The following is an 11,813-nucleotide window of genomic DNA, read 5'->3' as shown; positions in this document are numbered from 1 at the left end:
TTCCTTTTTTATAATAGTATCATTATGGTATAATAGAGACATTAAAATCGGAAGTTGGAGGATACACGCATGAAAATTGTAATCATTAATGGAAGTGCCAGAAAAGGAAATACGCTGGCAGCAATCAATGCATTTATAAAAGGAGCGTCAGAAAAGAATAAAATTGAAATCATTGAACCCGACAAACTCAACATTGCACCATGCAAGGGATGTGGTGTCTGTCAATGCTCTAAGGGATGCGTCGATAAGGATGATACAAATTCTACCATTGATAAAATTGCTGCCGCAGATATGATTCTTTTTGCTACACCAGTTTATTGGTGGGGAATGTCAGCACAATTGAAACTTATCATTGATAAGTGCTACTGCCGTGGATTGCAGTTAAAAAACAAAAAAGTTGGCACAATTGTTGTAGGTGGTTCTCCCGTAGGCAGCATTCAGTATGAGCTGATTGATAAGCAGTTTGACTGTATGGCAAAATATCTTTCATGGGATATGCTTTTCAAAAAATCATATTATGCAACAGCCAGAGATGAACTTGAAAAAAATAAGGATTCCATGAACGAACTTGAGTGGATTGGAAAAAATTTATAAAGCACACACCAAATTCCTGTAGATAAGGAGACGGGAGTTAATTACCTTTGTTGGAAGTCCGGATATGGAGCTGGTGTTACACCTCTCCTGGACGCTGAAGGAAAAGTTATAGTTACAAAGTAAAATCCAGTTTGCCACTGCATTTGCAAATGCTGGACGGAGATAAGAGAATAACAAAGACTCAAGTGAGTAGGAGAAAAGATATTTATAAATCCAAGAGAACAAAAAGAACAGAAATCACTTCGTGGGCACTTATAGTGGTGGTGGTGTTGGCATTGCTGTCGCCTTTTATTTATCGCAAGGTTTTGGTACGGGATTCCGTAACAGAATACAAAGAACTGCTGGTCATAACGAAAGGTAAGGCTAAAAAAGTTGACAGGGGGTACAATTGGAAGAAAAGACATTACAGTGGTGCGAGCAAAACTACAACAATGTACTATGTAAGAGTCAATGCTTCTGACCTGGATTGTGGTGAAGAAACTATGAATGTAGAAGTGTCATCAAGTATTTATGATAATGTCGTGGAAGGTGAGTACCATGAGTTTACAGTTGTTACGGACACACTGATCACGGGAAAGAAACGGGTGCGAATTTATTATTAAGTGCTTTTGAGATATTGATAAAATATGTGAAGAAAAATAAGCAGATAAATGGATTTAATATAAAAATTGAGATTTAAGGCGGCAAAAATAAATGGATAAAGAAAAGAAGAGAAAACGCAATTTGGTGTTAAATGGAATAGCTATTCCCATTGGGAATATGGTATTTCAGACATATTTAGTTGGTGCCGGAGCATCATCCTTGCGTGAAGCCATCAAACTATTCTGGACCTTCCGTGTTCCATGGGGATGGACATACACTGCAGGAACAGTAGCTGATTAAAAAATCCAAAGATATTGAGGAACTCAATAAGTTATTTTTAGAGGAACGCAAAAGGGATATTATATATTCATTTTGTAAAATGTATGCTCTTGACAAAAAGGTGGATCAATTATTGCCGTTATCTGCTAAAAATGGATTGATGAATATTGTGTACGATTCTGGAACATTTATTCGTAATCAAAATATAAAGGGGTGTGATTATGATTAAACGGGGTAAGAGGTATTCGATTTTGAGTGCGGTCGGACTGTGCGTTCGATGCAGCGCTGGTGTCTCGGTAGCAGTGATGTTACTGTATTTGTTCCAAGGGCTTACGCCAGCTCTGCTCACACTGGCGACAGGGGCCTTCATTGATGCGGCGATAGGGCTTTTGCGGTCCGGGGAGTATGCCGACGTTGGGAGAGCGCTGACTGCGGTGTCTCTACTAGTGAGCTTCGATTGGATTTCCAACCAACTTCTCGATCTTCTGGTGGGGCGGCTACGGATCGATGTGCGAGAGAGGTTCGGAACGGAGATGGTGGAGAAGGTCGCTGATCTTCGATATCGATATGTGGAGAATCCGGAGAGTTGGGATCTGATCACGAAGATTTCCACTGATACGGATGAGAGTATCTTGAATGCGTTTCAGGCGTTGCTGGCGTTTTTGGCGCTGGTATGGAAAGCGCTGGGTTTATTTCTGGTGATGTTTCGATATGTGCCAGCAGCGGCTTTGGCTGTGACGGCCTGTGCGGTGCCTTTGGTAATGCTGTCTTTGGCCGGAGGGCGAGCCAGTTATGCCGGAATCAGCGAGACCCAGGGGCTAAAGCGGCGGTATGAGTATATTTCCAGGCTTTTGACCGGAAGGGATGCGGCGGAAGAGAGGACTTTGTTTGGCTGGGCCGGATATTTCAATGGTGAGTGGGAGAGTGCCTATAAGAAATGGCTCGGAGTAAACGCGAGGGTGAATCTGAAATCTTTTGCGAAGGCGAAACTTGGCAGCATCTCCTTGGTGTTGATCGCGATCGTGGTGATGACTGCGCTGCTTCCTGGCGTCGTGGCAGGAGAGATTACGATTGGTATATTTATGGCTTTGGTTTCGAATATATTCTCACTGGTCCAACTCATGTCCTGGAGTCTGCTCCACAGCGTCAGCGAGATCGCGAAATATAACGAGTTTTTTCATGATGTTGAAACCTTTACCAAAATGGATTTTAGGGAGGCGGAGAGCGTGAGCTGTGAATTGCCGGAGTTCTCTTCGCTGGAGTTTCGCGATGTTACTTTTGCCTATCCGGTGACTAAGCGAAAGGTGCTTGACCATCTCTCGTTTCAGATTTCAGCCGGGAAAAGCTATTCATTTGTCGGCGCAAACGGGTGTGGGAAGACTACGATTACGAAGCTGATCGCTGGGCTATATGATGATTATGAGGGACAAATTCTGATTAACGGAACGGATATTCGGGAGTGGGGCCCCGGACGGATCGCAGGTTTTTTCTCTATTGTCTATCAGGATTTTGCCAGATATGGACTTTCGCTCTATGAGAATATTGCCATCGGGGATGTGGAAAAACTGTGCGGAGACGAAATCAATCTGGTTCGTTTTCAAGATGTTGTCGATATGATGGAGTTAGGCGAGATCGTGTCTGACTTAAAGCATGGGATGGAGACGAAACTGGGGAAGATCGTGAGGGACTCGGAAGACCTGTCCGGCGGGCAGTGGCAACGGGTGGCAATCGCCCGGTGTCTTGTGAGCGACCGCCCTGTGAAGATTTTAGATGAACCGACGGCGGCGTTGGATCCTGCTGCAGAGAGTGCGCTGTACGAAAAATTCCGTATCATTAACCAGAAATATACCTCTGTTACGATCAGTCATCGGCTGGCAAGCGCGAGACAGACAGACGTTATCTTTGTGATCGAGAACGGGAGAGTTTCCGGTTCAGGAAGCCATGAGACGCTGTACAGAGAAAACAGGTTGTACAGGGAGATGTACGACAGTCAAAGGAGCTGGTATCAGGGATGAAGAGACAAAAAGAATGTTTTATCGGGGTCTCCGCAGTAGTTCACTTATTTCTAAAGATCGCCGGAGCCATGCCTGTTGTGTTTCTGCTGTTTCTTGTCGTGAATGTTCTACACGGTACGGCGTGGGCGTTAGAAACACTGGCAAGACAGGTGTTTTTTGACGGATTACAGAGCGCTGTGGAGAGAAACTCACTCCAGGCCGCTTATTCTGGAGCTCTGTGGGTAGGAGCGGCCGCGGTCTATGTGCAGGTACTGAATGGAGCTGGCAATTTTATTGGGCAGCATATTTTCAATCCTAGGGCAGTGAACACGCTGACAAGAGAGTTTCACACACAGACGGCGCAGTTGCCGCTGTATGAGTTCGAGAAGGAGACGACTCTGGAAACGATTGAGAAAGCCCGGCAAGGAATCAACGGGACCGTGCAGCTTCTCAGAGCCGTGATTTCGATTGCCATGTTCAATCTGCCGTATGTGGCGTTCATGGGGGTGTATTTGTACCGCCTAGATCCGATCCTGGTTCTTTCGTTGCTGTTTATCTTTAGTCCTATGGTGTGTGCCCAGGTGATAAAAAGAAAGGCGTATCGGCGGCTGACCGATGAGACGGCAGCTCTCGAGAGGGAGTACCGGCATTATTCGGACTGCATGATTGATAAGAGGTATTGGAAGGAGACTCGGACGCTGGGAGCTGTCGGCTTTTTCATGGAACGATTTCGGGCGGTGCTTGCAAAGTATGATAAGAAGCTATGGGAGACAGATTCCAGGTTGTATCGAACAGAGCTTTTGATGCGTGTTTTGACTCTTCTGGGATATCTCGGAGTGCTCTTTCTTCTGGTGCGGTCGTTGCTTTCCGGGAACATCTCGGCTGGGGCGTTTGCGGCGGTGTTCACTTCCATTGATTCCATTTTCCGGTTCATGGAGAACATCGTGGCGAGAAGCGCCGGAAATATTTCACGACACATGGCGTCGGTAGGGAATTATCTTGAGTTTTGCCGGCAGAATGGGTTTGCGGCCGACGATGGCCAGGTCAGGGGAGCTTCTGACGGCTGCTGTATTGCAGAGGAAAGTGAAAGCGGCAGGGAAAGCTGTGCCGTCATTGTGGAAGACGTTTCTTTTGCCTATCCCAATGCCGACCGACCGTCTCTCGATAGAATATCGGTTCGGATTCGGAAGGGGGAGACGGTTGCGGTCGTTGGTGAAAACGGAGCTGGAAAAACTACCTTCGTAAAGCTTGTTCTGGGACTGTATGAGCCTTCCTCTGGGTGGATTTTGCGGGAACGGGACAGTTTTGTCTCTCAGTCTGCAGTCTTCCAGAATTTCCAGAAATACCGGATGCGACTGGATGACAATATTTGTTTGAAGGAGCTAGAATGTCGGGATGCGGAGGAGATGGAACGGGCTGCGTCTCTTGCTGGAGTGGAGTACGGGAACTCCGATCTGTATCCGGAGAAATTCGGGACGCTTCTCGGCCGGGAGTTTGGTGGTGCCGAACTTTCGGGTGGCCAGTGGCAACGGATCGCCATTGCCAGGGGACTCTATAAGGAGCATGACATGATTGTGCTGGACGAGCCGACGGCCAGTATCGACCCGCTGGAGGAAACCCGTTTGTACCGCATGTTTGCAAGGATGGCGGAGGGGAAGACGGCGTTTATCGTAACCCACCGAATTGGCTCGGCCCAACTTGCCGATCGGATTCTTGTGTTTGACAAGGGAAAGATCGTCGAGCAGGGAACGCATGAAGAACTGATAAAGTCTGGTGGGAAGTATGCGTTTTTGTATCGTGAACAGGGAAAGTGGTATTAGATGAGGGCTGCGGATCGTTCTTTGCCAAAGTGGGACAACTGACTGGACATGTCAGTTGAAAACTTTATTTCATATGTAAAGATGATGGTTTTGAAAGTTTGAAAAAGGCATATGTCAAAAAGAGTTATTGACATATGCCTTTTATAGAACTAATATATAAGAAAAGCGAAAAAGGAGCAGTTTATGCCGAGACCAGTAAAATGCAGGAAAGTCTGCCATTTCCCGAATGTTTTAGAATTCTTTCCGGCAGATGATACTGAGAAAAAAGTACCCATTGTTCTAACGGTAGATGAATACGAGACAATTCGTCTTTTGGACAAGAAAGGTTATAGTCAGGAGCAGTGTGCAGAATCTATGCAGATCGCAAGAACAACAGTTCAACGAATTTATGAGATTGCCAGGAAGAAAATAGCAGATGCTCTAATTGATGGACATCCGCTCAGAATAGAAGGTGGGGATTTTAGAATCTGTGATGGTCAGAGCAGTAACTGCAACCTTGGAGGATGTTATAAGCAGGAGATATATCAAAAATATGCAGTAGAAAAAGGAGAAGATATCATGAGAATAGCAGTAACATATGAAAATGGGCAGATTTTTCAGCACTTTGGACACACAGAGACATTTAAGATCTACGATGTAGAGGAAGGAAAAGTGGTACATTCAGAAGTAGTAGATACGAATGGAAGCGGACATGGTGCATTGGCAGGAGTTCTTAATGCATTAAATGCAGATGTTTTGATCTGCGGCGGAATCGGAGGAGGTGCTCAGACCGCGTTAGCGGCAGCAGGCATTAAGCTTTTCGGAGGAGTTTCAGGAGATGCGGATAAAGCGGTAGAAGCTTTTATCAATGATACACTTGATTATAATCCGGATGTGAAGTGTTCTCATCATGAGCACAACCATGGGGAAGAACATACATGTGGTGAGCATGGATGTGGAAGTCACAGTTGTCATTAGGAAGGATATAATTATGCTAGCACGAAAGGATGCGTCAAGGTAATGGAAGAATTATCGTGATACATTCTTTTGTATTATTTGATAAAATGGCAGATTACATTTTCAATATGGCAGTTAAAGCCCGTGAATGCTGTATCAATCGCTACAGTGATTAAGTATTTTGCATGCAGCTCTCTTATATGTATGATTATGTCTATGTATACGGGACATAAAATGATTTCAGGTAATAAAAAAACAAGAAAACAGGTGGAAAATACAGAAGCGGAGGAATAGTAAATGTTAGAGTCAGGAATCAAAGCACCGGATTTTGAACTGCCGGATCAGAATGGGAAAATGCATAAATTAAGTGATTATGCAGGAAAAAAAGTAATTTTATATTTTTACCCAAAGGATAACACGGCAGGCTGTACAAAGCAGGCATGTGGTTTTTCCGAGCGTTATCCTCAATTCACCGAGAAAGGAGCAGTTGTTCTTGGGGTAAGTAAGGATTCCGTAGCTTCACATAAGAAATTTGAGGAAAAATATGGATTGGCATTTACACTTTTGGCAGATCCAGAGCGCAAGGTGATCGAAGCATATGATGTATGGAAAGAAAAGAAAAATTATGGAAAGGTTTCTATGGGTGTGGTAAGAACTACATATCTTATCGATGAACAAGGGATTATCATCAAAGCCAATGATAAAGTCAAGGCGGCAGATGATCCTGAAAATATGCTTAAGGAATTGGTATAATGAAAATCATATTGTCACCTGCAAAAAAGATGATTGTAGATACTGATAACATAGCACCGGTTGAATTGCCTGTCTTTATTGATAAGACAGCAGAAGTATTGAGCTGGATGAAAAGCAAATCAAAAGAGGAACTGAAAACTATCTGGAAATGTAATGACAAGATTGCAGAGCAGAACTTTAACAGATTGGAAAAAATGGATCTTTACAGTAGACTTACTCCGGCTGTTTTAGCATATGAAGGGATTGCATTTCAATATATGGCGCCATCTGTGTTTGAAATCCAGCAGTTTGAGTATTTGCAAAATCATTTAAGAATCCTGTCTGCGTTTTATGGCATTTTAAAGCCGATGGATGGTGTGACTCCTTATCGTCTTGAAATGCAGGCAAAAGCTGAGATTGAAGAAAAAACAAATCTATATGATTACTGGGGGAACCGGTTATATCATTCAGTAATTGATGACAGCAGGACTATCATAAATCTGGCATCCAAAGAATATTCAAAATGCATAGAAAGGTATCTATCGGATAAAGATAACTACATCACGATTACATTCTGTGAATTGTCAGGTGATAAGCTGGTTACAAAAGGTACCTATGCGAAGATGGCCCGCGGTGAAATGGTTAGATTCATGGCAGAGAATAATATTGAAAATCCTGTAGATATACAAAAGTTTGATAGACTTGGATATACTTTCAGAGGAAATCTGTCATCGGAGACGGAGTATGTTTTTGAGCGAAAAATCATAAAGTAGAATCTGCGGACAAAATATAAAACGTCTGCTCATTGCCGGAATGGTGATGAGTATGGCGTTTTTTTGATGCCGAAAACCGGGTGACGACCTGAAAAGAAACACAAAATGATTCATATAATGTATAATACATGAGAGAATATTGCAGAGAGTGATTCAGAATGTTTTCGGCGTTGTATTTGCATTTGTATTTTGTGCTATGTTTTATTTGTTTACGTCGAACAAAAAGGAAACCGGGGTGACCGCAGATGCAGAGTGAGGTGGATTGGAAAGAAAGTAAGTGGTACACGATGTCCGGTGGTCAGAAATGTATTGACTGGAAAAAACATTGAAATCAAAAATTTACGGAGAAGACTATGATACGAGAAATTGAGAACAGAAGAAGTATAAGAAAATATAGATCCGATGAGATTGACAGGAAGCTGATCGAAGAGATCATATATAGTGCTACTCTTGCGCCATCAGCCAAAAACCGGCAGCCATGGAAATTTATCGTATATCAGGGAGAAGAGAAAGATAAACTGGTTGAGGTTATGCGCCATGGTATAAATTCAGAAAAAATCACACATGAACTTATGCCGGAATGGGCATTTGCAATCCCCGATGCTGAAAATACAGTCAGAATCATGCAGGAGGCGCCGTGCCTTATAGCAGTGCTTAATACAAATCAATATACACCATTTGTAAGCATCGAGAGAGAAAAACGGATCGTAGAAATTTGCGATTCGCTGTCGATCGGTGCGGCTGTTGAGAATATGATATTAACAGCGACCGGATATGGATTAGGTACATTATGGATTGCCAATACCTGCTTTGCCTATAATGAGCTGATAGAATTTATCGGAACAGACAACCAGCTGACAGGAATTGTTGCCGTTGGAGCTGCAAATGAAGCTCCGTCGAAAAGGCCACGAAAAGCATTAAGAGATGTTGTCGAGTATAGATAAAGAAATCTTAGAGAAATTTTAAACTGCCAAACAACGAAGAGATAAAATTCATATTGGAGATGATCAGCTTTGAAGAAAGCATATGAGCAGGAAATAGAAATGTGGATCCAGGTTTTTGAGGAATGTATACCGGTGGATCTGAGAAATCTGGATTTAAAGGTGGAACCCATGTTCGATGAAGCTTTGAAGTTATTTGCTGAAAAAACAACGAAAATTTTGGATTTTGGGTGTGGAACAGAACTCGTTTAATGGAGTGATCCTGTCCAATGTTCTGGATGTAATGCCGAAGGACATATCAACAACCGTGATCGATGATCTGGAACGGGTGCCAGAAGATTCGCAGCAAGAAGCCGGATACTGAAAGAGAGTGTCCGGCTTCTTTTACGAGGTGCGCCAGACGGCGCACTTCGCAGATAGATATAAGCTTCTGGGAGAACGTTTTATTTCTCACGGCAATATTCCCGGATCATTTCCAGAAAATCCCTCGCATGCTGCGGCAGATACCGGTTTTTCCGATAGGCGGCGATGGTAGTTGTGAGGGCCGGTTTATGGCCGACGGAGAAGCAGAGGGCGCGGTTTCCGGTGTACTGGTTTTCATGGTGGAAATAGCTCTCCGGGGCGAAGGCAGCGCCGACGCCGTCCATAGCCAGATGGATCGACATAGAGGAGTTTCTTGTGTGGAGAGAGACCGGTGGGTTGATGTTGTACTCTTGAAAGAGATCCAGGGCGATGCCGCCGGTGTTCTGGTCCGGGTAGAGGAGAATGAAGTTTTCATCTCTTAATAGGGAAAGGTCCAGCCACGGGTAGCGGAAGCCGGGGCGGGTGATGGCTTTTGCGGCGAGAGGATGGTTTTCATGCAGGACCAGAACGATCTCCTCAGAGCGCAGGATCTGGTAATCCATGGTCTCGGGAAATTCATGGATATTGTAAAGGGTCAGGTCGATGGATGAGGTCTCCAAACTGTTCTCCGCAATGAAATTTACAGCTTCCATGATATTTAAGGTCACATAGGGGTATCGTTTATGAAACGGCGCCAACATCGGTTCGATCAGCGTGCTGCCCATCATGATCGGCACGGCGATGTTTAAACGGCCGCGCTGGCGGTGAGCGATATCGTCGTATTCCTGCATCCACTCATCGCCGCAGGCAACGATCTGTTCGGCGTAGTGGAGGTAGCGTTCACCCATGTAGGTTGGGTAGTAGCGGTTTTCGTGGCGGCTGAACAGTGGAGCGCCGAGACGTTCTTCCAGGTTCTTTAAGTACTTGCTCAGGGACGGCTGGGAGATATAAAGGGATTCGGCGGCTTTGCCGATGCTCTGGTGGCGGGCGATCGCCAGGATATAGCGGGCTTCTTTTAATTCCATACGGGGCCTCCTCATAGCTTTACTGCATAAAAATTATAGATAATATGTATTTGACGTATAGTATATCACTTTTTATAATGAATGTAAAATATAAGTGCAGTTGATGAAAAAATGAATATTTATAAGAAACACTAATTAAAATTTATTACGCACAGTTAAGAAAGGGGCAAACCAATGAAAAAGAGCAGTGCATGGTGCATGCTGGTTCCGGGACTGGTGATCTTATTTCTGTTCCTGATGATCCCGCTGCTTCGCGTTCTGGTTCCAAGCGTGTTTACGGGAGATTACCCGTTCAGCGCATATGTGGACTTTTTTAAGGACGAGTATTACAGAAAGATCTTTTTGAGAACCGTGAAGATCGCGGTCATCACCACCTTTGTCTGTATGGTGGGCGGTATCCCGACGGCGTATTTCATCAGCCGCTGTGATAAGAAGTGGAGAGGACTTCTCCTCTCTGCATCGATCTTCCCGATGATGACGAACTCCGTTATCCGAAGCTTTGCATGGATCAATATTCTCGGCAGCAACGGAATCATCAACAAGGCAATGATCGCTATGGGACTGATCGAGAAGCCGATGAAGCTTTTATACACCGACTTTTCTATCATCATTGGTTCTGTCTACCTGTTTCTTCCGCTGATGATCGTGACAGTTGCCGGTGTTATGGAAAATATCGATGATGACATGATGGAGGCGGCACAGAGCCTCGGAGCTTCAAGAACGGAAGCGTTCATGAAAGTCATTTTCCCGATGAGTCTTCCTGGAATCATCGTCGGCGGTATTCTGGTATTTACCGGAACCCTGACAGCTTACACGACGCCGCAGTTATTAGGCGGCAACTCCAACATGGTCATGGCGACCCTGATCTACCAGAGAGCGATGTCCGTCAGTGACTGGACCGGCGCGTCCGTGATCGCCCTCATCATGATCGTTGTAACCCTGGTTGTGATCAAAGGATTTAACGCTCTGGCCGCACGGCTGGACCGCAGAGGTGAAGATTATGCGTAAAAATAAAGTGCTGACCATATGGGCAGCGATCGTATTTGCATTTTTGATGATCCCGTTACTGATCATCACCGTAACAGCATTCGGCGGCGGAAGCGCCATCACATTCCCGATCGAGTCCTTCTCGACGAAATGGTTCGCGAACGTGTTCGCGTTAAAGTCTTTCCGCAGATCATTCCTGACCAGCCTTGAGGTCGCGCTCCTCGCGACATGCATCTCTCTTCTGGTCGGAATCCCAGCGGCTTATGCGCTGGCGAGATCCGGTTTAAAAGGAAAGCAGTTATTAAAGTCCATCTTCCTTTCCCCGACCATCGTTCCGGGAATTGTAATCGGCTTTATTATGTACCAGTGCCTGATCCTGACACTCAGGATCCCGGTGTTCGCGGGACTTCTCGCAGGTCATTTTATGGTGACACTTCCGTATGTGATCCGCGTAGTCGGTTCTTCGATGGAGCAGTTCGACTTTTCGATCGAGGAGGCGGCGTGGAGCCTCGGATGCCCGAAGGGAGCGGCGTTCTTCAAGGTCGTTCTTCCAAATGTGACCTCCGGAATTTCCTCAGCATTCATGCTGGCGTTCATCAATTCCTTCAACAACATTCCGGTGTCCATGTTCTTATCCGGACCGGGAGTTTCCACATTCCCGTCAACACTGATGAACTATATTGAATACAACTATGATCCGACCGTATCGGCGGTTTCCGTACTTTTAATGGCAGCTACCGTAGTCATCATGGTGATCGTAGACCGCACACTGGGTATCGCAGCCCTGGCAAAATAAGGAGAATATGAC

14 protein-coding genes and 1 pseudogene are annotated in these 11,813 nt (G+C 45.0%); 14 read left to right on the top strand and 1 reads right to left on the bottom strand.

The annotated features are described in order from the left end of the window. Positions 1–69: 69 nt before the first annotated feature. From ACXMYH_RS16145 to ACXMYH_RS16090, 12 genes and pseudogenes are all read left to right on the top strand, one after another. Complete coding sequence (locus ACXMYH_RS16145; RefSeq protein WP_055176454.1) at positions 70–594, top strand: flavodoxin family protein; 525 nt, start codon at positions 70–72, stop codon at positions 592–594. 12 nt (positions 595–606) lie between these two features. After that, a complete protein-coding gene (locus ACXMYH_RS16140; protein WP_486555868.1) occupies positions 607–717 on the top strand; it encodes a DUF6440 family protein in 111 nt (36 codons plus the stop codon). 570 nt (positions 718–1,287) lie between these two features. After that, a complete protein-coding gene (locus ACXMYH_RS16135; RefSeq protein ID WP_346011190.1) occupies positions 1,288–1,476 on the top strand; it encodes a hypothetical protein in 189 nt (62 codons plus the stop codon). A gap of 200 nt (positions 1,477–1,676) precedes the next feature. Then, a complete protein-coding gene (locus ACXMYH_RS16130) occupies positions 1,677–3,470 on the top strand; it encodes an ABC transporter ATP-binding protein (RefSeq protein WP_486555235.1) in 1,794 nt (597 codons plus the stop codon). Beyond that, positions 3,467–5,269, top strand: a complete 1,803-nt coding sequence (locus ACXMYH_RS16125) for an ABC transporter ATP-binding protein (protein ID WP_117503895.1) — start codon at positions 3,467–3,469, stop codon at positions 5,267–5,269. Before ACXMYH_RS16130 ends, ACXMYH_RS16125 begins: the two co-directional genes overlap by 4 nt. 183 nt (positions 5,270–5,452) lie before the next feature. Next, a complete protein-coding gene (locus tag ACXMYH_RS16120; protein WP_215701970.1) occupies positions 5,453–6,226 on the top strand; it encodes a DUF134 domain-containing protein in 774 nt (257 codons plus the stop codon). Between the two features lie 183 nt (positions 6,227–6,409). Beyond that, positions 6,410–6,499: a DUF6219 family protein gene (locus ACXMYH_RS16115; RefSeq protein ID WP_486555867.1), complete on the top strand. Its 90-nt coding sequence runs from the start codon at positions 6,410–6,412 to the stop codon at positions 6,497–6,499. A 3-nt stretch (positions 6,500–6,502) separates the two neighbouring features. Further along, a complete protein-coding gene (gene bcp / locus ACXMYH_RS16110) occupies positions 6,503–6,958 on the top strand; it encodes a thioredoxin-dependent thiol peroxidase (protein WP_118531187.1) in 456 nt (151 codons plus the stop codon). After that, on the top strand, positions 6,958–7,710 hold the full coding sequence (gene yaaA / locus ACXMYH_RS16105; RefSeq protein ID WP_486555234.1) for a peroxide stress protein YaaA: 753 nt from the start codon (positions 6,958–6,960) through the stop codon (positions 7,708–7,710). The genes bcp and yaaA overlap by 1 nt, the downstream gene beginning before the upstream one ends. A gap of 145 nt (positions 7,711–7,855) precedes the next feature. Then, a pseudogene (locus ACXMYH_RS16100) lies at positions 7,856–7,966 on the top strand (FUSC family protein); the annotation flags it as partial. Between the two features lie 97 nt (positions 7,967–8,063). Further along, a complete protein-coding gene (locus ACXMYH_RS16095) occupies positions 8,064–8,654 on the top strand; it encodes a nitroreductase family protein (protein ID WP_486555233.1) in 591 nt (196 codons plus the stop codon). A gap of 69 nt (positions 8,655–8,723) precedes the next feature. After that, positions 8,724–8,903, top strand: coding sequence for a hypothetical protein (locus tag ACXMYH_RS16090; protein WP_486555232.1), 180 nt, complete (start codon positions 8,724–8,726; stop codon positions 8,901–8,903). A 191-nt stretch (positions 8,904–9,094) separates the two neighbouring features. On the opposite strand, the gene ACXMYH_RS16085 is transcribed toward ACXMYH_RS16090, so the two are convergent. Continuing rightward, positions 9,095–10,018, bottom strand: coding sequence for a LysR family transcriptional regulator (locus ACXMYH_RS16085; RefSeq protein WP_118531191.1), 924 nt, complete (start codon positions 10,016–10,018; stop codon positions 9,095–9,097). A 174-nt stretch (positions 10,019–10,192) separates the two neighbouring features. Between ACXMYH_RS16085 and ACXMYH_RS16080 the strand changes: the two genes are divergently transcribed. Beyond that, a complete protein-coding gene (locus tag ACXMYH_RS16080) occupies positions 10,193–11,026 on the top strand; it encodes an ABC transporter permease (protein WP_015552826.1) in 834 nt (277 codons plus the stop codon). Then, the gene (locus ACXMYH_RS16075) at positions 11,019–11,801 is read left to right on the top strand and encodes an ABC transporter permease (protein ID WP_021904003.1); all 783 of its coding nucleotides are present in this window, start codon (positions 11,019–11,021) and stop codon (positions 11,799–11,801) included. Before ACXMYH_RS16080 ends, ACXMYH_RS16075 begins: the two co-directional genes overlap by 8 nt. Positions 11,802–11,813: the final 12 nt, after the last annotated feature.

Source organism: Pilosibacter sp. NGB245 (assembly GCF_057397225.1).
Note: the sequence above shows the minus strand (reverse complement) of the source record. Positions and strands in the feature narration are given on the sequence as shown.

Excerpts from the sequence above, each read along its gene's own strand:
- ACXMYH_RS16145 (WP_055176454.1), top strand. The coding sequence starts at position 70 with ATGAAAATTGTAATCATTAATGGAAGTGCCAGAAAAGGAAATACGCTG.
- ACXMYH_RS16135 (WP_346011190.1), top strand. The coding sequence starts at position 1,288 with ATGGATAAAGAAAAGAAGAGAAAACGCAATTTGGTGTTAAATGGAATA.
- ACXMYH_RS16130 (WP_486555235.1), top strand. The coding sequence starts at position 1,677 with ATGATTAAACGGGGTAAGAGGTATTCGATTTTGAGTGCGGTCGGACTG.
- ACXMYH_RS16125 (WP_117503895.1), top strand. The coding sequence starts at position 3,467 with ATGAAGAGACAAAAAGAATGTTTTATCGGGGTCTCCGCAGTAGTTCAC.
- ACXMYH_RS16120 (WP_215701970.1), top strand. The coding sequence starts at position 5,453 with ATGCCGAGACCAGTAAAATGCAGGAAAGTCTGCCATTTCCCGAATGTT.
- ACXMYH_RS16115 (WP_486555867.1), top strand. The coding sequence starts at position 6,410 with ATGATTATGTCTATGTATACGGGACATAAAATGATTTCAGGTAATAAA.
- bcp (WP_118531187.1), top strand. The coding sequence starts at position 6,503 with ATGTTAGAGTCAGGAATCAAAGCACCGGATTTTGAACTGCCGGATCAG.
- yaaA (WP_486555234.1), top strand. The coding sequence starts at position 6,958 with ATGAAAATCATATTGTCACCTGCAAAAAAGATGATTGTAGATACTGAT.
- ACXMYH_RS16095 (WP_486555233.1), top strand. The coding sequence starts at position 8,064 with ATGATACGAGAAATTGAGAACAGAAGAAGTATAAGAAAATATAGATCC.
- ACXMYH_RS16085 (WP_118531191.1), bottom strand. The coding sequence starts at position 10,018 with ATGGAATTAAAAGAAGCCCGCTATATCCTGGCGATCGCCCGCCACCAG.
- ACXMYH_RS16080 (WP_015552826.1), top strand. The coding sequence starts at position 10,193 with ATGAAAAAGAGCAGTGCATGGTGCATGCTGGTTCCGGGACTGGTGATC.
- ACXMYH_RS16075 (WP_021904003.1), top strand. The coding sequence starts at position 11,019 with ATGCGTAAAAATAAAGTGCTGACCATATGGGCAGCGATCGTATTTGCA.